This window comes from Mesorhizobium sp. WSM4814 (assembly GCF_055811595.1).
The window spans coordinates 41,286-61,356 of the sequence record NZ_JBVVQT010000019.1; the positions used below are offsets into that span (position 1 = coordinate 41,286).

Consider the following 20,071-nt stretch of genomic DNA (forward strand, 5'->3'; position numbering starts at 1 on the left):
CCGGTCGCATCCGCCTGGGGAAAAACATGCTTCACGAACCGACGATTGCTGCTTCCGCAGTTGAGCAGCGGGTGGCGCAGGAGCGCAGCTTCCGCAGCCATGACGGCACCGAGATCTTCTACCGCTACTGGCCGGCGGTCGGGCAACCCGCCAGGAGCGCGATTGTGCTGTTCCACCGCGGCCACGAGCATGGCGGCCGCATGGCGCATCTGGTCGACGAACTCGATATGCCCGGCCATGCCTTCTACGCCTGGGACGCGCGCGGCAATGGCCGCTCGGCCGGCGAGCGCGGCTATGCGCCGTCTTTTGCAGCACTTGTGCGCGACATCGATTGTTTGGTGCGTGAGATCGGCAGAGACGGTTTTTCCCAGCGCGACATCGCGCTGATCGCGCAATCATTCGGCGCGGTGCTCGCCGCCGCCTGGATGCATGATTATGCACCGCAGATTCGCGCGCTGGTGCTGGCCTCGCCAGCCTTCTCGGTCAAGCTCTACGTGCCTTTCGCCAAGCAAGGCATTGCGCTGTGGCAGAAGATCAAGGGCCGCTTCTTCGTCAATTCCTACGTCAAGGCCAAGTTCCTGACGCATGATCCCGAACGCATCGCCTCCTTCGAGGCCGATCCGCTGATCACGCGGCCGATCGCTTCCAACATCCTGGTCGAGCTCTACGACCACGCCGCCCGCATCGTCTCGGATGCCCGCGCCATCACCGTGCCGACGCAATTGCTGATCTCCGGCAGCGACTGGGTTGTGCGGCATGGACCGCAGCACGAATTCTTCGTCAATCTCGCCAGCCCGGCCAAGCAGCGGCATGTGCTGCCGGGTTTCTTCCACGACACGCTGGGCGAACGCGACCGCCGCAAGGCGCTCGACCTGATCAAGCCGTTCCTCGAAAGCCAGTTCTCGACGTCGCAGATGCCGGTCGACCTGACCGCGGCCGACCGCGCCGGCTACACACGCGACGAGGCCGACCGGCTGGCCTCGCCGCTCGCTTTGCTGTCACCGAAAGGCCTCTACTGGGCAATGAGCCGCGCCTCGATCCGTATCGGCGCCTGGCTGTCGTCAGGCATGAAGACCGGGATCGCCACCGGCTTCGATTCCGGCTCGACCCTCGACTATGTCTACGAGAACCAGGCGCGGGGCGCCGGTCCGCTCGGCCGCATGATCGACCGCACCTTTCTCGACGCCATCGGCTGGCGCGGCATCCGCCAGCGCAAGCTGCATCTCGAAGAGCTGATCGGCAGCGCTACCGGGACGCTGAAGGCCGCCGGCCGCACGGTCCATATCGTCGATATCGCTGCCGGCCACGGCCGCTACGTGCTCGACGCCGTCGCCAAATGCACCGAGCCGCCGGCCAGCGTGCGGTTGCAGGATTTTTCCAAGCTCAACGTTTCGCTCGGCTGCAAGCTGATCGCCGAGCGGCACCTGCCGACCAATGTCTCGTTCCACCAGGCCGACGCCTTCGACGCCGAGATGCTTGCCGGGCTCGAGCCGGCGCCGGACCTGGCCATCGTCTCCGGGCTTTACGAATTGTTTGCCGACAACGCCATGGTCGCCCGCTCGCTCGGCGGGCTGGCCAGGGCGATGCAGCCCGGCGGCCTGCTTGTCTACACCAACCAGCCCTGGCATCCGCAGCTCGAAATGATCGCGCGCAGCCTGACCTCGCATCGCGGCGGGCAGGCCTGGGTGATGCGCCGGCGCACGCAAGGCGAGATGGACCAGCTGGTGGCGGCGGCCGGCTTCGAGAAGCTCGACCAGCGCATCGACCAGTGGGGCATCTTCACCGCATCGGTCGCGCGGCGCGTCTGAGCATGGTCTTGCCTGTCCTTGGCCCTGCCGCCCCTTCTGCCCCTGCGCGCGAGCCGTACGCCGGCATCGTGCTACGCGCGGCGTTATGGCTGGCTTTTCTGGCGCCGTTCTTCTACGCGAGCTACGGCTTCGCCAACTGGCTGGCATCGCGGCGCGACGATGTCGGCAGCATCGTCTTCACCTGGGAGCGCAACATCCCGTTCATCGCCTGGACGATCGTGCCCTACTGGTCGATCAACCTGTTCTACGGCCTGTCGCTGCTGCTCAACGATGCCAAGCGCGGCGTCGATCGTCTCGCCTTCCGCTATCTCACGGCGCAGATCGTCGCCGTCGCCTGTTTCATCCTGTTCCCGCTGACGGCGACCTTCGTGCGGCCGCAGACATCGGGCCTGCCAGACTTCATGTTCGCGGTGCTCGGCGGCTTCGACAAGCCGTTCAACCAGGCGCCGTCGCTGCACATCGCGCTGCTGGTCATCATCTGGGATCATTGGCGCTATCGGCTGAAAAGCATGGCCGGCGTCGTCTGGCATGCCTGGTGTCTGCTGATCGGCGCCTCGGTGCTGACGACGTGGCAGCACCATGTCATCGATATCCCGACCGGCGCTTTGCTCGGCTTTTTCGCCTTGTGGCTGTTTCCGCGCCACGGCGAATTGCCGTTCGCCGGCTTCCGGCTGACCGCTGACGCCGGCGCGCGGCGGCTGGCGCTGTTCTACGCGCTGGTCGCAGCGCTGGCGCTGGCCGGCGCCGCTGCCGGCGCCTTCGTTTCGGCGCTGTGGCTCATCCTGCTGTGGCCGGCGCTGGCGCTGGCCATCGTTGCCTTCGCCTATGCCGGAGCCGGCGCCAAAGTGTTCCAGAAAACGGCCGACGGCAGCGTCTCGCTGGCCAGCCGTGTCTTGTTGCTGCCCCACCGGCTTGGCGCCAGGATCAATGCATGGATATGGACGCGCAAGCTGCCGCCGCATGTCGCCATTGCCGACGGTGTCTTCCTCGGCCGCTTTCCCACCGTCGCCGAGGCTGGCGCATTCGGCACGGTGATCGACCTTGCCGGCGAGTTGGAGCGGCCGCGCGGCGTCGCCTGCCGCTGGACGGCTGTCGCCATGGTCGATCTTTTGCCGCCCTCGCCCGAGTCGCAGGCGCAAGCGGTGGCGGCGATCGAGGACGCGAGCAGCCACGGCACTGTGCTTGTCTGCTGCGCGCTCGGCTTCCAGCGCAGCGCCGGCGCCGTCGCCGCCTGGCTGGTTGCCACCGGCCGCGCGGACACGCTGGTGCAAGCGCGAACCAAGCTCGCCACCGCGGGCCGGCCGGTGCATCTTCACGTGGACCAGCCGACATGAGTGCCCATCGAGACAAGGCCGAAGCGTTCGCCGCCGGGCTGATGACGCAGGCGGTGTGGCCGCTGTTTTTGGTGCTGGCCGCATTGGCGGCCGCGCCGGTCATTGCCGTGGCGGCGCAGCCGCAGGCGATCACCCTGGCGGCAGCGGCCTGGCTGGTCGCGGCAGCGAGCGGCGTGGTCACTCTCGCCGTCTCGGCCCTGCTTGTCTTCGACGCGTTGCTGTTCTGGCTGATGGCGAGCCACATCAGCGAGGCCGCCGGCGGTACCTCGGTAGACGACGTGCTGGCGCGCATGCGCGTTAAACCGGCCGCAGCCGGCATCCGCTCGCTCGACCGGCGCATCGCGGGCACGCAGCGCCTGCTGACGAAGCAGCGCATCGCGCTCGGCCTGTTCGTGGCGGCGTCGCTCGTCGCCTTGTCTTTCTGAGCCCGACGATGAGCACGCTCGGCACAAGGAGCTTCACCCTGCTGCAGACCGTGACTTCGGTCGGCCTGTCGGCGCTGGCCTGGGCGGTGACCGGCGTGCGGCCGATCTGGAACGGCAGCCAGCCGTCGAACCGGCAGCGCATCTACTTCGCCAATCATGCCAGCCACGGCGATTTCATCCTGCTGTCGGCCTGCCTTAGCGAGAAGCAGCGCGCCCGCACCCATGCGGTGGCAGCCGCCGACTATTGGGGAAAATCGCGGCTGCGCCGGTTCGTCGCGCAGGACATGCTGTCCTCGGTGCTCATCCACCGGCAGTGGACCGATGAGGCGCAGAATCCGATCTCGATCATGCTGTCGGTGCTCGACGAGGGTCATTCGCTGATCATCTTCCCCGAGGGCACGCGCAACATGACCGACCAGCCGCTGCTGCCGTTCCGCTCCGGCCTCTACAATCTGTCGATGGCGCGGCCCGACGTCGAACTCATCCCGTGCTGGATCGAGAACATGTCGCGGGTGCTGCCCAAGGGCGAGTTCGTGCCGGTGCCGCTGCTCTGCCGCGTCGTCTTCGGCGCGCCGATCGCCATTGCGCCCGGCGAGGAACGCCGCGCCTTTCTCGAGCGCGCCCGCCAAACACTGCTGGCGCTGAACCCCCGCCCGCCAACGCATGATGCGGAAAAGTGGAATCCGGTTTTCCGAAAAACATCATGCGACCAAAACAGCGTCGCGCCCAAACAGCGTAGAGCCCAAAGAGCTGGAGATCGTGCCGGATCCGGTATCCGGCACGATCCTCACAGCCACGATGCTCCCAGCCACTACGCTCCAAGAGACGACTAGAACAACATGCCAATGCACGAGACCCTTATCATGGTTGTCGGCCTAACTGCGGTGCTGACCACGGCAAGCCTGGTCGCCGGCATCCTGTCGTGGCGCGCGCCGAAGCCGCTGTCCTCGACGCTGGTCAATCTCAACCAGCGCATCAACGCCTGGTGGGTGATGGTGGTGGCGATCACCGTTGCCTTCTTCTTTGGCCGCGCCGGCATGACCATCCTGTTCGCGCTGATCTCGTTTGCCGCGTTGCGCGAATTCGTGACGCTGACGCACAGCCGCCGCAGCGACCATTGGGTGCTGCTCGGCATGTTCGGCATCATCATCCCGTTCCAGTACTGGCTGGTGTGGACTGCCTGGTACGGGCTGTTCACCATCTTCATCCCGGTCTACTGTTTCCTGCTGATGCCGGCGATCACGGCGCTGCACGGCGACACCGAGCGCTTTCTCGAGCGCGTCTCGGCGCAGCAATGGGCGGTCATGATCTCGGTCTATTGCGTCAGCCACGTGCCGGCGCTGCTGACGCTCGATGTGCCCGGCTTCGAAGGCCGCAACTTGTTGCTGGTCGCTTTCCTGATCATCACCGTGCAAGGCAGCGACGTGCTGCAATACATCTTCGGCAAGCTGTTCGGCAGGCATCTGATGTCGCCGAAGGTTTCGCCGTCGAAGACCTGGGAAGGGCTGGTCGGCGGGCTGGCGACGTCGAGCCTGCTTGGCGCGCTGCTGTCGTTCCTGACGCCGTTTTCGCCGCTGCAGGCGGCGGCCGTCGCCTTCATCGCCTGCCTGATGGGCTTCCTCGGCGGGCTGGTCGCCTCCGCCATCAAGCGCGACCAGGGGGTAAAGGACTGGGGCCATCTGATCGAGGGCCATGGCGGCATGATGGACCGCGCCGACAGCCTGGTCTTCGCCGCCCCGGTTTTCTTTCACACGGTGCGCTATTTCTGGACGTGAGGGCGAGTTGCGGTCACAGTCTCTCACTTTGCAGCGGCAAGCGGCGCCTTCCTGGCCGGGCGCGGCCGGCGGCGCATGCGGCGCTTGGCAGCGACCTTCAGCGCCACCGGCGGATCGCTCGACAATGCGCCCAGAACGGCTTCGACCATGCCAAACGCCACAAAATCGGCATTGATGTCATTGGCCAATTCGACGGCTGCCTCCTTGTCGTCGCCGTCCTTCGACCAGAACACGATGCCTACCCGCAGCGCCGACCTGGCACGTTTCAGCCGACGAACAAGGAAACGGGCGTGCTTGACGGAGTCACGGTTCAGGAATCCGACCACAACGGTGTCGACCGCGTCGAGCTCGAGCCGGCGAATGCCAGTCGGATCCATATCGGCAAAGCTCGCCTTCGAGACCGTTGCCCCCTGGACTTCGAGCACCTGCGCCAGCATCGCGGCGGCGGCATCGTCGAGTTCGCCGCGGCCGCCGGCACACAGCACCGTGATGTCCGTGCCGTCCGGCAGCTCAGTGTCGTCCTCGCCCTCCGCTTGAGCCTGCTTGTCCCTGTCCTTGTCCTTGTCCTTGTCCTTGTCCGCCGTGGCAGGCTCGACTGTGGCCGGATCATCGTCCTCCTCTGCTTCCTCCCGTGCGATGTCGTCGAGGTTCGCCACCAGCATCAGCGCGCTGGCCGCCACCCGCCGTCTTTGCTCATCGCCCATGACGCCGCGCACACGATCCTGCTCGCCGAGCAGCAGCGCAGCAATGGCGACCTTGTCATAGAATTCGAACAGGTATTTTTCCTCCAGCATCTCCTCGGCGTGATCCGTGGCTTCCTCTGGATCGCCGGCCAGCAGCCGTTGGTAGAGCCGGGCCTGGGGTTCGAGCACCGGTTCGTTGCCGAACAGAACGTCGAGGAATTCGAACTGCGGCACGTGCCTGCCGAGCACGACGAGGCAGACCGTGAGCGGCGTCGACAGGACCAGGCCCAGCGGGCCCCAGAGCCAGGTCCAGAAGATCGCCGCGACGATGATGGCCAATGGTGACAGCCCCGTTCGTGAACCGTAGAGCCACGGTTCGACGACGTTGCCGGTGATCATTTCCATGGCCACGAACAGTCCGGCGGTCCACAGCACGAGCGACCAGCCGGGCGCCACGGCAAGCGCCAGGAACAGCGGCAGCAGCGCACCAATGATCGGGCCGATATAGGGAACAAAGCGCAGCGCCAGCGCCAGCAACCCCCACAGCAGTGCATTGGGTATGCCGAGAACCCAAAGCCCTGCTGTAACCGGTATGGCATAGACGATATTCACGACCAATTGCATGAGCAGATATCGGCCGACCCGCTTGCCCGCTTCCTGGAGCGCCTCGGTGGTCCGATGAAGATCGCCGTAGCCGACGAGGCGTATGAAACGATCGCGTAGGTCCTCGCGCTCGAGCAGCATGAATATGACGACGACGACGATCAGGCCGGCCGATGCCAGCGGGCTGATCAGCGGGCCGATCAGGTTCTGCAGAACCTGAAGCGGCCTTTCGCGTGCGATGATCTCGACAGGCACCGGCTCGCGCCGTGGCTGATCCGCGGCGGGCGGCGAGGTTTCCTGCCTGTCGAGTTCCTGGCCAACGCGTTCGATCGCCTCGCTCAGCCTGGCGATGACGCCGCCGCCGACGCCGGTCTCCTTCAGGGATCGGACTTTGGTCAGGATATTCGACTGGTAAAGCGGGATGTTCTGCGCCAGTTCGCTGACCTGCGTGGCGACAATGAAGGAGAACAGCGCAAGCACCGTGAATGCGCCCAGCACACTGGCGATGACCGCAGGAAGACGGGGAATGCCGACCCGTTTGAGTGCCGAAACCAAGGGTGCAAGCGCAAAGGTCAGCAGCAGTGCGATTGCGATCGGCAGGAAAACCTCGCGCCCGAAATACAGGGCCGCAACCGCCGCCACGACGGTCGCGACGGTGGGCAGCGACATCCGCGGCAGGGCCATGGCAGCGGAAACAACGCCCACCAGCCCGGGCTCCGACGGATGCATGCCGTTTCGCCGATTGGCCGCCACTTGATGCCTCCACCCCGCCATGGCCATGATCAGGCATATTGAGCCGGCATGCAACGTCCCCACCTTCGTGCCAGCGAGCCCGACCTCGCCAGCGACAAGGGTCTTCCCCTCAGCCGGGTGCCGGACGGCCCGGTGCCAGGCGGCCCGGTGTCAGACGGCCCGGTTTCAGGCGGAATGGCTCAGCCAATGACGGTCGAACACGTCGACGATGGCGCGGAACTCGGCCGGCGGGATCTGGCTGGCGCCGCCGTCGCTGTCTCCGACGAGGAATTGCGCCAGCTGCCGGTCAACCGCTTCCGTCTGCTCGACGGACAGGCCAAGCGATGCCAGATCGGCGGCGATCGACCCGTCGGGCGGCAGATACCCGCCCCAACCCTGGGGCGCCGGATTGCGCAAGCGGACCATCAGGATCCGGGTCAGCGACGGCTGCGGCTCCGGGCCGATGATGGTGGTGCCGCACAAATAGCCGCCTAGCACGCTTCCCGGCCGCGAGTGCGGAAACAGGCATAAGAAGAATTGCGCCTCGCCGCTGGCTTCCTTCAGATGCGCATAAAGCCCGCGTTTTGCCGACGTCATCTGCCCACCGAGCAGCAGCTGCCCGGTCGGCAAGGCCTCGCGATAGGCGGCGGTCAGGCCGTGCGCCCCCGGCCCGGCCTCAATCGACAGGCTGCCCCTGATCAGCTGGCCGCGATAGTAGGGCGACAAGGCGCGCGAATAACAGGCGTAGGTTCCGACAAGGGCCAATCCAGGGCTTCGCTCTTCATGCCCGGCAGCGGTCTCGAAATGCGCACCGGCGCGGCGCTCCAGTTCGGCCCTGTCGATGCCGTGGCGGGCACAGATCGCCGCGGTAAAACCTTGCAGGTCGCTCTCGGCGATCCAGGCGCCGGTCTGCTCCAGCTTGAGCAGCTTCGTCCAGTCGTCGTAGACGCTGAACTCGCGTGGCTGGGCGCGCCCCTGCAGCCATTTGTCGGCGCGGCCGAGATCGAACGCCGTCTTCGGGTTGACGCCCCGGAACGCCGCCGCAAGGTCCTTGCGGGTGACTGTTCCCAGCACGGCCGCAGTCAGCCGCAATTTTTGCGCGATATGCTGTGCCACCCTACCCGCCCCTTTATGCCACCGCGAGGATAGCACGCGCAGGCTATACTTTTCCACAAGCTAATATTCCAGAAATTCCGGAGAATTCCACGCCCCTCCACGCGCCTGCGCTTTTCGCCCCGCCGGGCGGCGCTAAGGTCGCGCAGGGCAGGGGCAAGTTATGAAACTCACGCTATTTAGGCCTGAACACCAACACCCTTCCTCAGTCATTTGAACGACGGCGAAGCCGAGCTCTCGGCACCGGCACAAACCAGCGTAGATGCCGCCTCAACAAGGAAGGAATAATTCGATGTCCTGGATTGCCTCCCCCAAAATCCCTTTCACCGCGGTTGCGGCTGGATCCGCTGCACTGCTGCTGCTGACCTTCGGGCCGGATGGACCGTCGCGTGCCGCTGCCGGCTCGCGCGCGGCAGCGACATATGGCAAGGCGGCTCCTACGGCGCCGGACATCGATCCGACGCGCATCGAAGTCGACGGCGGCGCGCACGTGATACGCTTTTTCATCGACGGCAAGCAGGTCGCCCTGCTCGACTCGAACGGCTTCAGGGATTGATCTTAACACCGGCGTTGGCCGCGACATTGAGCGGCCAAGCGCAACTGGATGTCTGGGTTCTGTCGCGGCCGCTCCAAGCTTCGGCCTGATGCGGCTGCAAGCCTACACGTGCCGGCACCTGCTCACATTGTACTTTCCACAAGCTAATATTCCAGAAATTCCGGAGAATTCCACGTCCTTCCACACAGCGGCCGTGTTCGGGCCGGCGGCCGCGGTTAACCTTACGTTAACCATGGAGGGACCTCGTCATGAAACTTGCCCTGTCTGCTCTTCTCGCGGTGCTCGCACTTTCGCAAGCCGTGGAGGCCAAGACGAAAGCCGTTGCCACCGATGCCAAAGCGTCCTCAGCCGAGAAAAACCGGCCGCCGCTCGACAACAAGTCCACCAGCGGGATCACGTCGTCTGATGCGACGGCCGCGCCAGCCGACAACAATGGATCCAGTCTGTATCCGCCGGCGATCTATTTCAATTTCTAGAGTCCCTCCATCCGTTGTGGGGCTCAATCTTTAACCGGCCGTACGCTGCTTGCGGTGTCCGCGATCGACGGGTCCGCATTTCGACAGGTCACCTGTTCGACAAGTCATTTGTTCGACAGGCCACTTGATCGACAGGCTTGGCCGGCGGCGCGCCAGGCTGTGATCCTCCACATTCCCTTGAAATCGGCTTCAACCACGAGGCATCGCCGACTTCGACGGGCGATGCGGCCACCTGACATGAGCAACAAGGGTGCCCTGCCCGCTTCACGCGCCAGCGATGGCACAGTTGCCACCACGCTTGACCTTGCCGCCATCCGCCGGATAGTCCGTTTGTCCGGCTTCGATGAAAGACCTTGATATGACAGACACGATCGTAAGAGACAGCAACGGCGCCCAGTTGAGCGAGGGCGATTCCGTCACCCTGATCAAGGATTTGAAGGTCAAGGGCACGTCAGAGACGATCAAGCGCGGTACGCTGGTGAAGAACATCGGCCTCACCGGCAATCCCGGCGAGATCGAGTGCAGCACCAAGCAAGTCAAGGGCCTGGTGCTTAAGACCGAGTTCCTGAAGAAGGCGTGATCGCGCCCGGCACTCAGTGCCTAACCGGCCGCCCCGGAGCCACTCCTTGAAAGCGCGCGAAAGTGCGATATATCAATGACTAAGCGTGCGTTGCACGCGACGTAGTGCTTTGGTCAAGCTTCATCTGTGGAGGTTGTCATGGCAAACGATCTGATGGAAGGAAAGAAGGCCCAGGATTGGATCAACCTGATCCTTGCGGCATGCCTGTTCATCTCACCCTGGGTTATCGGCTTCGCTGCTGAAACCGCTGCTGCCTGGAACGCCTGGATTGCCGCAGTCTTGCTCGGCGCCCTGGCGCTCGCCGCGCTTTCAGTATTCGCCGAATGGGAAGAGTGGGTGAATCTTGTCGTCGGGCTCTGGCTGATCGCTTCGCCCTGGCTGCTCGGCTTCGTGGCAAACGCCAACGCAATGGCGACCCACGTTGTCCTCGGCGTGCTGGTGGTTGCGGCATCGGCCTGGGCAGTCTGGGACTCCCGTCATCATCCGCCAGCGCATGCGTGATCGGTGACGACTGATGCATGTCGCCCAAAAGCATGCTCTCGGGCGACATGCACAGAAACAAAGACCTGAAGCGCGTCGATTTCCTTTCGAACGCGAGGCGCTCTAAGGGGAGGAGTCTGGCGCGCGAGCGGCGGGCTCCTTCTAAAGCCTGAGAAGGAGTCTGGCGCGCGAGCGGCGGGCTCCTTCTAAAGCCTGAGACCGGGCTCGCTAGAGTATTTTTGCAGCCAGGCGGAATCGCTTCACGTTGCAGAAATGCGGCGAGAGCGAACAGATGGAGCGGGCGCCAGTCAAATTCGCACGCCTCCCGCCCGCCGTATCCCGGCCAAATTGTCTTTTTGTGCGCCAAAATCCCGCCGCCCAAAATCCGCCGCCGCGGATGCGGATGGCAGCGCTGGCGCGGCGTTCGCTTAGGACACGCCGACGAGCATGCCGCGCTGCACCCGGCAAACTTCCACTTATGTTGCACTGCGTTAGATTTGTTGCATTGCAATATCAATGCATTGCGTCGAGTCTTCGCACGGGTGGCTTTTCAACGACTTCGCGAGGTTTTGCCGTGTCAGCATCGTTTCGGCCTGATATCGAAGGGCTGCGTGCGTTAGCGGTGTCCGGCGTCGTCGCGTTCCATTTTGGTCTGTCGGACCTGCCCGGCGGCTTCACTGGCGTCGACATCTTCTTCGTCATCTCCGGCTACCTGATCACCGGCCAGTTGCTGCGGGAAATCGCCGAGGACGGCAGGCTGGACCTGTGGCGGTTCTATGCTAGGCGCGCCCGGCGCCTGCTGCCGGCCTCGCTGTTCGTCATCTTCGCCACGCTGGTCGCCGGCTACTTCATCCTGTCGCCGGACGAACAGTCGCTCTATTCGAAAGGCGCCATGTTCGCCTCGGCCTATGCGATCAATTTCTGGCTGATACGCTGGTCGTTCGACTATTTCGCCCCCGACGCGGCGAACAACCCCTTCATCCACTTCTGGTCGCTCTCGGTCGAGGAGCAGTTCTATTTCGTATGGCCGGGGCTGCTTCTGCTGGCGGCATGGCTGCGCCCGGGCAAGCGCACGGCGATCCTGGTGATCGGCCTCACCGGCGCGGTGTCGTTCGCCGTCTGCGCCTGGCTCACCACCGTGGCGCAGCCCTGGGCCTTCTATTTCTCGCCGCTCAGGGCCTGGGAGTTCGCCGCCGGCGGCCTGGCGACGATGGCGCCGGCAAAATTCTGGCGAGAGCGCCCGCAACTGGGCGCAGCACTGGCATGGCTTGGCCTGGCGCTGATCGCCGGTGCCTATCTGACCTTCAGCGAGCAGGACACCCCCTTCCCCGGCTTCGCGGCGGTGGTGCCGGTGGCCGGCACCGTGCTGCTTTTGCTCAGCGGCTCCGGCAATGTCCAAAGAGGGCCGAGCGCCATGCTGGCGCTGCCGCCCCTGCAATGGGTGGGGAAACTTTCCTACTCGCTCTATCTCTGGCACTGGCCGGTCATCGTCTATGCGACGATGATGGTGCCCGACCTGTCCTGGCCCGGGCGGCTTGCCTGCGCGGCATTGACGCTGGCGCTGTCGCTCTTCACCTATAATTTCATCGAAAACCCGATCCGTCGCAATGGCTGGCTGATGGCGAACGCGGCGCGCGCACTAATCCCCGCCGCAATGCTGACCGGCGCCGGCGTCGTGGCGACTTACGCCAATGCGCGCCTTGCCGTGGACGGCCTCGACCCCTCGCAACGCATCATTGCCGAAACTGCCGCGCAGCCCTCCACCGCGCGCGCCAAGGTAGGCTGCGTTGTCGACTACGAGACCGTGACGCCGAAGGCCTGCGAGTTCGGCGCCAAGAATGCCGAGCGCTCGATCGCGCTGTTCGGCGATTCGCATGCCGATCACTGGTCGACGCCGCTGATCGAGGCGGCGAAGAGAAACGACTACAAGGTCGTCACCTGGCTCAAAGCCGCCTGCCGGGCGTCGCGGCTGACGGTCTGGAGCTCGAAGCTGAAGCGCGACTACACCGAGTGCGATCAATGGCGCGAGCAATCGATCAAGGAGATCATCGCCCTGCGCCCGAGCCTGGTGGTGATCTCGGAGATCTCGCTGACCAGTTCGCGCAAACTGTCGCCCGACGCCCGGCAATCCGAAAGCCTCGATCAGGACTGGCAGGGCGGCCTGCGCGCAACGCTGGAGGCGTTCAGCCAGGCCGGGCTGAAAGTCGCCTTCATCCGCGATGTGCCGTTCAACACCCTGTTTGTCGACACCTGCGTGGCCCGCGCGCTGTGGCGTGGACAGACGCCATCGGTATGTGACGCGCCGCGAACCGACGCCGCCAACGACGCCATGGCCGCGGTGGAGCGTGACATCGTGCGCGCCGTCCCCAACGCGACCTACATCGACATGACCGACCGGTTCTGCGACGCCAAGACCTGCCATGTCTTCATCGACGGCAAGCTGGCCTATCGCGACCGCCACCACATGGCGACGCCCTTTGCGCAAACGCTGGAGCCGACGGTCGAGCGCGCGCTTTTCTCGACCGGGGCGGCCGGGAAGTAAGGCGCGCAAGACGCGCCTTTCACCAGCGTCTCGGTGCCCCCAGTCTCAGTGCCCCCAGTCTCAGTGCCCGCAGTCTCAGTGCAAGCCAAACTCGCGCAGCAGTTCTTCGCGGTAGCGCACGAACCGGCTCTCGCTGCGATCGCGGGGGCGCGGCAGTTCAACCTCGACCAGCCGCGCTGTGCCGCCCTTCTCCCTGGGCAGGATCAGCACCCTGTCAGCAAGATATATCGCTTCTTCCAGATCATGGGTGACCATGACCATGGTGACGTTCTCCTCGCTCCAGATGCGCGCCAGTTCCTCCTGCATGCCGATCTTGGTCATGGCGTCGAGCGCGCCTAGCGGCTCGTCGAGCAGCAGGATTTCAGGTTGCACGGTCAAGGCCCGGGCAATGCCGACGCGCTGTGCCATGCCGCCCGAAAGCTGCCTGGGATAGGCATCGCTGAATTCGGCCAGGCCGACGAGCGCGGTATAGAAGCGGGCCTTGTCCTCGGCCTCCGCCTTGGGCACGCCCCGCACTTCGAGGCCAAAGGCGACGTTGCCGAGCACCGTCAGCCAGGGCAGCAGGCGCGGTTCCTGGAAGATGACCGCGCGTTCGGCGCCGACGCCATGGACCGGCCTGCCGTCTATCGCGACACCGCCGCTGTCGGCGGCCTCAAGACCGGCAAGGATGCGCAGCAGCGTGGTCTTGCCCGATCCGCTGGCGCCGACGATGACGAGACATTCGCCGGAACGGATATCGAGGTTGAGCGCCCTCAGCACGGCAAGCGGGCGCCCGCCGAGGGTAAAGGATTTGGAGAGGTCGCGTATCGTGACCTCGCCGCCGCTTGTGCTGGCCATGGCCGTCTCCCGATCAATTGGTTTTCGTTTCGCCGCGCCCGTAAAGAATATCCGCGGCTTTCAGCCTGCCCTTGGGCAGCCGGCCGTCGCGCTCGAGCACGCCGACCCAGAAGTCTATGTCGCGGTCGTCGGCCTTCGCCCCTTCGCGCAGGCCGAAGCCGGTCCAGTAGCGCGCCAGCTCGCCATTTTCGCCGCGTTTATCGAAAATCTCCGCAAGCACCTTGCGCGCCTCGTTCGGGTTCTGGCGCGACCAGTCGGCGGCGCGGGCCGACTGTTCGACGAAATTGCGGGCGCCGTCCGGATGCGCCGCGATGAAGTCGCGCCGCAGGACAATGAAGCCGCCGGCCAGTTCGCCCAGCACGTCGGTGTCGTTGAACACGCCGCGCACACCGCCCTTGTCGACCAGCGCGCCGGCAAACGTCGCCTGCCAGTAGCCCAGTGCCGCGATATCGACCTGGCGTGACCGCAAGGTCTGTTCAAGCTGCGGCCCGGGCACGACGACGAGGTTGGCGGCATCAGGCGGCAGGCCGACGCCGTGCAGCGCCTCGCGCACGGTATAGTCGAGATGGGCGCCGAGCGTGTTGACCGCAATGGTCTTGCCGGCGATGTCGGCAATCGATTTGATCGGACTGTCTTCCAGCACGTAGAAGACGCTGCGCACTTGGCCGTTGATGCCGTTGCTTGGATAGGCAGCGACGAAGTCGTTGCCGCCGGAGATCGAATTGATCACCGCAGCGGTTGCGGCCGAGCCGAGATCGACGCTGCCGGAGGCGAGCGCGAACAGCGATTCCGGGCCGCCGCTGGAGTAGCCGACATTCTCAACCTTGACGCCGACGTCCTTGAAATAGCCGAGCGCGTCCGCCAGCTCATGCGGCGAGATGCTGCCACGGCTGGCGAGGTAGCGCAACGTGACCGGCGCGGCTTGCGCAACGGCGAAGCGAGGCAGGCCGGTGGCGATGATACCGGCGGCAAAGGGAGCGCCCGCAAGCAGGGAACGGCGAGTGATTGGCATGGTCCGGACTTTCGTGTTGGAGGATGGGGCCTGTTGGTGAGGATGGTTGAAAGCTGTTCAGTCGATGGGATTGCTCCAGCGGCAGAGCCGCCGCTGCAGGCCGACCAGCGCCTGGTTGGCGATCAAGCCGAGGCCGGCAAGGATGACGATCGCTGCAAACATCAGCGGGATCTGGAAGTTGTACTGCGCGTTCATCACCTGGAAGCCGATGCCCTTGTTGGCGCCGATCATTTCGGATGCGATCAGCAGCAAGAGCGCCGTGGTCGCACTCAGCCTCAAGCCGACGAAGATCGAAGGGACGGCCCCCGGAAGCACGACCCGGCGAAACGCGGTGAGCCGCGTGGCGCCGTAGACCCGAGCCATCTCGAGCAGTTTCGGATCGACTTGCTTGACGCCGCTGATGGTGTTGAGCAGCAGCGGAAACAGCGTCGCCCAGAAGATGACGAAGACCTTTGATGCCTCCCCCAGCCCGAGCAGCAGGATGAACACCGGATAGAGCGCCAGCGCCGAGGTCTGCCGGAAAACCTGCAGGATCGGGTCGAGCGCGGTTTCGACGGCGCGCACCTGGCCCATGAACAGACCAAGCGGGATGGCAACCGCCACCGCCGCCGCGAAGGCGAGGCCGGCGCGCTGCAGGCTGATGGCGATATCGCCAAGCAAGGTGCCGCCGGCCAGACCATTCCACAGTGCGGAGACGATCGTGTCGACCGGCGGCAGCACCGCGGCGTTGACCCATCCCGCGCTGCTCGACACCTGCCAGATCGCGAGGAAGGCGATCAGGATGCCGTAGCGGGACAGGAAGCGGATGACAGTGCGGTTGGCCAGGCGCGGGAAATCGGCGCCAAGGCCAGTTCTGCCGCCATGTGCATCGATCGTCACCCGCTGCTCGATGTGTTGCAAACTCATCGTCTTACCCTTTGCTTCAAGAGACTCTATTCGGCAGCCAGCACCTTGGAGCGGGCGGCGGTCCAGGGGTTTTCCGGCCGCCTGAGGCCGAGATTCTCGCGCAGCGTCCTGCCCTCGTAGGCGGTGCGGAACAGGCCGCGACGCTGCAGCTCGGGGATCACCAGGTCGACGAAATCGTCGAGCCCGCCGGGCAGCCACGGCGGCAGGATGTTGAAGCCGTCGGCGGCGTCGTTGCCGAACCATTCCTCCAGCTGATCGGCAACCTGCGCCGCGCTGCCGATCACGGTGTAGTGGCCGCGGGCCGTCGCCACCCACTGGTAGAGCTGGCGGATGGTGAAGTTGTGCTCGTCGGCAATCTGGCGGATCAGCGCCTGGCGGCTCTTCATGCCTTCGGTTTCCCGGCTCGGCGGCAACGGTCCGTCGAGCGGGTAACCCCGGATGTCGAGCGTCTGGCCGGCCAGCCCATTGAGCAGGGCCACGCCATCCTCGGGCAGGATCAGCTCGTTCAGCTGCTGGTACTTGGCGCGGGCTTCCTCTTCGGTGCGGCCGACGAAGGGGGCTACGCCCGGCATGATCAGCACCTGCCCGGTATCGCGGCCGACTGCCGCCACGCGCGCCTTGATATCGCGGTAGAATTCTTGCGCCGAGGCCAGGTTCTGATGGGCGGTGAAGATGACCTCAGCCGACTGGGCGGCGAGCTTGCGCCCGTCCTCCGACTGCCCGGCCTGCACCACCACCGGGTGGCCCTGAACCGGGCGCGGCACATTGAGCGGACCTTTGACGCTGAAATGCCGGCCCTTGTGGTCGATGTCGTGAAGCTTGTCCTTGTCGTAGAAGCGCCCCGACTTCTTGTCGCGGATGAAGGCATCGTCTTCCCAGCTGTCCCACAGCGCCTTGACCGTCTCGACATGTTCATGCGCGCGGGCATAACGCTCGGCGTGGGCAGGCTGCGCCTCGCGATTGAAATTGCGCGCGGTCTCGTCACCCGCCGAGGTCACCACATTCCAGCCGGCCCGGCCGTTCGACAGCAGGTCGAGCGAGGCGAACTTGCGGGCGAGCGTATAGGGCTCCTCATAGGTGGTGGAGGCGGTGGCGATGAAGCCCAGATGCGTGGTGAGCGGCGCCAATGCGGCAAACAGCGTCACCGGCTCGAACCCGGCGATCTTGGCATTGCCGCCTTCGCGGGCGCCGAGGCCGACGGTCAGATTGTCGGCGAGGAAATAGGCGTCGAACAGGCCGCGCTCGGCGGTCAGCGCGAGCTGCCTGTGGAACTCGAAATTCGTCGCGCCGTCGGCCGGCGCGTCAGGATGGCGCCAGGCTGCGATATGCTGTCCGCCACCGGGCAGGAAAGCACCAAGCTTGATCTGCCTCGACTTGCTGGGTCTGGTCATTGCGGGCTCCTTCTGAGCTGTGCGGGAAGCGGATTGAGGACACTGGGCTGGTGGCGTGTTCAGGCGGCAAGACCGACGCTGCGTGGCACCGCCCGGCATGCTTCGGCGACCGCTTGCCTGGCGCGCGCATGGATGGCTTCGGACACCAGCACGCCGTTGGCGAAGTCCTTGTCGGAGGCGTAGATCGCGGTCGGCAGGGTCAGCGCCTCGAAGAAGCCGAACAGCGGCCGCAGCTGATGTTCGACCACCAGCGAATGACGATCGCCGCCGCCGGTTGCAGCAAGGATGACCGGCTTTCCCCGCAGGGATGACGGGTCGAGCAGGTCGAAGAAATGCTTGAAAAGCCCGGTGTAGCTGCCTTTGAAAGTCGGCGAGCCAACCACCAGGACGTCGGCGCCCAGCAATCGCTCGACGATGTTCCTGGCCGATGGATCCAGATCGCCAATGCGCCTTGCCAGCGGAAAGGACCGACCGAGATCCTCGATGTCGAAAACGGTTGAGGCTGCACCGGTGCTGCTCGCCACCTCCGCAACGATGTGGCTGATGAACGCCTTGGTCTTCGACGGACGGGTCAGGTTGCCCGACAGCCCCACCACCAGATTTTTCGACATTTTGGCTCCTCGCAAAACGCTTGTGTGCACTAACTCTACTAAGTTTATAGAGTTTAGTGAGAAAGAAGATTTCAAAACGAACCCGCCAAGCGGATTGAGTTTGCGGCACATCGCCGTTGATTGGTTCTTTCGACGCGAAATGCGATAGGCGAGTTTGGCAAGGGCGCCTTGACCGCATTCCGGCCATGCGTTGATGATTTCACACCAAAGGCATCGCCCCGGAGGATTCGCATGAAAACAGCCGTTCTGAAGTATCTGCTCCTGGCCTGTTTGCTGGCATCGCCGGGGCAGGCGCAGATGGGGGCGCAGTCGAAGTCGCAGTGGAAGCCGGTCGAGAAGGTCGAAACCTACGCCATTTCAGGGCAGACCGGGCCGGAACTCCATGCCTCGATGGGCGAGCAGGGGCCAACCATCGGCAAAAGCAAGCGCCGCGTCATGGCATACACCGATTACAAGCTGACCTGGGTCAGAAACTACCAGCCGCAAGGCGATGCCTGCGTGCTGATGTCGGCACGGCCGAAGCTCATCATCACCTACATCTTGCCCAAGCCATCCGGGTCGCTACCGGACGCCGTTCAAAAAAGCTGGGAGGTTTTTGCTGCTGGCCTTGCCGCCCATGAAAAGGTGCATGGCGAGATGTATACGGACATGGCGCGCAAGATCGAGGCGGCGACCGTCGGCCTGTCCGTCCCCGACGATCCCGGCTGCAAAAAGATCAGGACCGAAATGACCAGGCGGCTCGCCGAACTCTCCCAGGCTCGGCAGAAGGCAAGCCGCGATTTCGACCGGGTAGAATTCGCCCCGCGCGGCAATCTGCAGCAGCTGATCGTCGATTTGCTGATGGGGCGGTAGTATTGTGACGCCTGAGCGAAGCACCCCCTCTGCCCTGCCGGGCATCTCCCCCTCAAGGGGGGAGATCGGCCGTCACCGCCGCTTTCGCTAATCTCCACCGTCTCAGGAGTGAGCCGGGCGTTGAAGCTGCCAATCTCCCCACTTGAGGGGGAGATGCCCGGCAGGACAGAGGGGGGCGCCGTAGAGTGCAGGCCTCGCCTCACTCCGCCACCGGCGTCCACATCACATCCTCGACCCTGCCCGCCCCCGTCGCCAGCATCACCAGCCGGTCGAAGCCGAGTGCGGCGCCGCTTGCCTGCGGCATGATGGCCAGTGCGGCGAGGAAATCCTCGTCGATCGGATAGCGTTCGCCGTAGATGCGCTGCTTCTCGTCCATTTCGAGGATGAAGCGCCGGCGCTGCTCGTCGGCGTCGGTCAGCTCGCCGAACGCATTGGCCAGCTCGACGCCGCAGCAATAGAGCTCGAAGCGCTCGGCGGTCCTCGGGTCATCGGCGCTCGGCCGGGCAAGGGCGGCCTCCGAGATCGGATAGCCGTAAAGAATGGTGGCGCGCCCCTGCCCCAGCCCCGGCTCGATCTTTTCCACCATCACCCGACTGAACAGATCGGCCCAATTGTCGTCGGGCGCGGTGCGCAAGCCCGCCTGGACCAGAGCCGCATGCAGCGCCTCGCGATCGATGCTGCCGTCGGCGGCGACCGTGACCAACAGATCGATACCGGCATAGCGGATAAAAGCCTCGGCGACGCTCAACCGTTCCGGCTCGGCGAACGGATCGGCCTCGCGGCCGCGAAAGGCGAAGCGTTTCGTGCCGGCGCGTTCGGCGGCCAGCGCGACAAGCCCGGCGCAATCGCGCATCAGGCTCTCATAGGTCTCATCGGCCCGGTACCATTCGAGCATGGTGAAGGACGGGTGGTGCAATGGACCGCGCTCGCGGTTGCGATAGACGGCACTCAGGCTGAAGATGCGTTTCTCGCCGGCGGCGAGCAGCTTCTTGCAGGCGAATTCCGGCGAGGTGTGCAAATAGAGCGGCAGGCGCTGCCCATCCGGGCCGATCGCCTCGGTGGCGAAGGCCGACAGGTGCGCCTCGTTGCCGGGCGAGACCTGCAGTGCCGCCGTCTCGACTTCGACGAAGTCGCGGCGGGCAAACCAGTCGTGCACGGCCGCGGTGATGGCGTTGCGCAGGATCAACCGCGGCCGCCGGTCGGCGTGAACATCAGGCGTCCACCAGGGCGAGGCGGCGGTCATGGCGACAGGATTTGCATCGGGGACTGGCGATTGCCGCCAAGATGCGCTAGGCCGCACCGAACGGCTCCCGCAGCCGATTTGCGCCATTCGGCGCTCCCAGGCCAATCAACGC

The 20,071-nt window shown here is 64.9% G+C and carries 18 protein-coding genes and 1 pseudogene; 11 read left to right on the plus strand and 8 right to left on the minus strand.

What is annotated here, in order from left to right; genetic code table 11:
• Positions 1-26: 26 nt before the first annotated feature.
• From AC0L2V_RS24115 to AC0L2V_RS24135, 5 genes and pseudogenes are all read left to right on the plus strand, one after another.
• Positions 27-1,808: a bifunctional alpha/beta hydrolase/class I SAM-dependent methyltransferase gene (locus AC0L2V_RS24115; protein WP_473521388.1), complete on the plus strand. Its 1,782-nt coding sequence runs from the start codon at positions 27-29 to the stop codon at positions 1,806-1,808.
• Between the two features lie 2 nt (positions 1,809-1,810).
• Positions 1,811-3,142: a phosphatase PAP2/dual specificity phosphatase family protein gene (locus tag AC0L2V_RS24120; RefSeq protein WP_473521389.1), complete on the plus strand. Its 1,332-nt coding sequence runs from the start codon at positions 1,811-1,813 to the stop codon at positions 3,140-3,142.
• Positions 3,139-3,567 (plus strand): hypothetical protein, encoded by a 429-nt coding sequence (locus tag AC0L2V_RS24125; protein ID WP_473521390.1) that lies wholly within the window; start codon positions 3,139-3,141, stop codon positions 3,565-3,567. Before AC0L2V_RS24120 ends, AC0L2V_RS24125 begins: the two co-directional genes overlap by 4 nt.
• Before the next feature lie 8 nt (positions 3,568-3,575).
• Positions 3,576-4,235: pseudogene (locus tag AC0L2V_RS24130) on the plus strand (lysophospholipid acyltransferase family protein); the annotation flags it as partial.
• Positions 4,236-4,412: 177 nt separating this feature from the next.
• Positions 4,413-5,342, plus strand: coding sequence for a phosphatidate cytidylyltransferase (locus AC0L2V_RS24135; RefSeq protein WP_473521391.1), 930 nt, complete (start codon positions 4,413-4,415; stop codon positions 5,340-5,342).
• 23 nt (positions 5,343-5,365) lie between these two features.
• Here the strand turns inward: AC0L2V_RS24135 and AC0L2V_RS24140 are convergent, their stop codons facing one another.
• Positions 5,366-7,381, minus strand: coding sequence for an AI-2E family transporter (locus AC0L2V_RS24140; RefSeq protein ID WP_473521392.1), 2,016 nt, complete (start codon positions 7,379-7,381; stop codon positions 5,366-5,368).
• A 165-nt stretch (positions 7,382-7,546) separates the two neighbouring features.
• Complete coding sequence (locus tag AC0L2V_RS24145) at positions 7,547-8,476, minus strand: hypothetical protein (protein WP_473521393.1); 930 nt, start codon at positions 8,474-8,476, stop codon at positions 7,547-7,549.
• A gap of 289 nt (positions 8,477-8,765) precedes the next feature.
• Between AC0L2V_RS24145 and AC0L2V_RS24150 the strand changes: the two genes are divergently transcribed.
• The 5 genes from AC0L2V_RS24150 to AC0L2V_RS24170 all read left to right on the plus strand — a co-directional run bounded on the left by AC0L2V_RS24150 (position 8,766) and on the right by AC0L2V_RS24170 (position 13,107).
• The gene (locus AC0L2V_RS24150) at positions 8,766-9,029 is read left to right on the plus strand and encodes a hypothetical protein (RefSeq protein ID WP_473521394.1); all 264 of its coding nucleotides are present in this window, start codon (positions 8,766-8,768) and stop codon (positions 9,027-9,029) included.
• 248 nt (positions 9,030-9,277) lie between these two features.
• Complete coding sequence (locus AC0L2V_RS24155; protein ID WP_128170714.1) at positions 9,278-9,505, plus strand: hypothetical protein; 228 nt, start codon at positions 9,278-9,280, stop codon at positions 9,503-9,505.
• A gap of 358 nt (positions 9,506-9,863) precedes the next feature.
• Entirely contained in the window at positions 9,864-10,085 is a 222-nt protein-coding gene (locus AC0L2V_RS24160) for an alkylphosphonate utilization protein (RefSeq protein WP_473521395.1), read from the plus strand.
• A 138-nt stretch (positions 10,086-10,223) separates the two neighbouring features.
• Positions 10,224-10,586 (plus strand): SPW repeat protein, encoded by a 363-nt coding sequence (locus AC0L2V_RS24165; protein ID WP_473517202.1) that lies wholly within the window; start codon positions 10,224-10,226, stop codon positions 10,584-10,586.
• 553 nt (positions 10,587-11,139) lie between these two features.
• Positions 11,140-13,107, plus strand: coding sequence for an acyltransferase family protein (locus AC0L2V_RS24170; RefSeq protein WP_287052908.1), 1,968 nt, complete (start codon positions 11,140-11,142; stop codon positions 13,105-13,107).
• A gap of 75 nt (positions 13,108-13,182) precedes the next feature.
• Here the strand turns inward: AC0L2V_RS24170 and AC0L2V_RS24175 are convergent, their stop codons facing one another.
• From AC0L2V_RS24175 to msuE, 5 genes are read right to left on the minus strand one after another with little or no spacing between them, the layout of a single operon-like run.
• Positions 13,183-13,944, minus strand: coding sequence for an ABC transporter ATP-binding protein (locus AC0L2V_RS24175; protein WP_236377479.1), 762 nt, complete (start codon positions 13,942-13,944; stop codon positions 13,183-13,185).
• A gap of 13 nt (positions 13,945-13,957) precedes the next feature.
• Entirely contained in the window at positions 13,958-14,956 is a 999-nt protein-coding gene (locus AC0L2V_RS24180; protein WP_473521396.1) for an ABC transporter substrate-binding protein, read from the minus strand.
• 57 nt (positions 14,957-15,013) lie between these two features.
• Complete coding sequence (locus tag AC0L2V_RS24185; protein WP_473521397.1) at positions 15,014-15,862, minus strand: ABC transporter permease; 849 nt, start codon at positions 15,860-15,862, stop codon at positions 15,014-15,016.
• Between the two features lie 26 nt (positions 15,863-15,888).
• Positions 15,889-17,253, minus strand: a complete 1,365-nt coding sequence (locus AC0L2V_RS24190) for an LLM class flavin-dependent oxidoreductase (RefSeq protein ID WP_473521398.1) — start codon at positions 17,251-17,253, stop codon at positions 15,889-15,891.
• A 59-nt stretch (positions 17,254-17,312) separates the two neighbouring features.
• Complete coding sequence (msuE, locus tag AC0L2V_RS24195) at positions 17,313-17,864, minus strand: FMN reductase (RefSeq protein ID WP_128170707.1); 552 nt, start codon at positions 17,862-17,864, stop codon at positions 17,313-17,315.
• Positions 17,865-18,095: 231 nt separating this feature from the next.
• On the opposite strand from msuE, the gene AC0L2V_RS24200 reads away from it, so the two are divergent.
• A complete protein-coding gene (locus AC0L2V_RS24200) occupies positions 18,096-18,716 on the plus strand; it encodes a DUF922 domain-containing Zn-dependent protease (protein ID WP_473521399.1) in 621 nt (206 codons plus the stop codon).
• Between the two features lie 199 nt (positions 18,717-18,915).
• On the opposite strand, the gene epmA is transcribed toward AC0L2V_RS24200, so the two are convergent.
• Positions 18,916-19,959 (minus strand): EF-P lysine aminoacylase EpmA, encoded by a 1,044-nt coding sequence (gene epmA / locus AC0L2V_RS24205; protein ID WP_473521400.1) that lies wholly within the window; start codon positions 19,957-19,959, stop codon positions 18,916-18,918.
• Positions 19,960-20,071 lie beyond the last annotated feature (112 nt).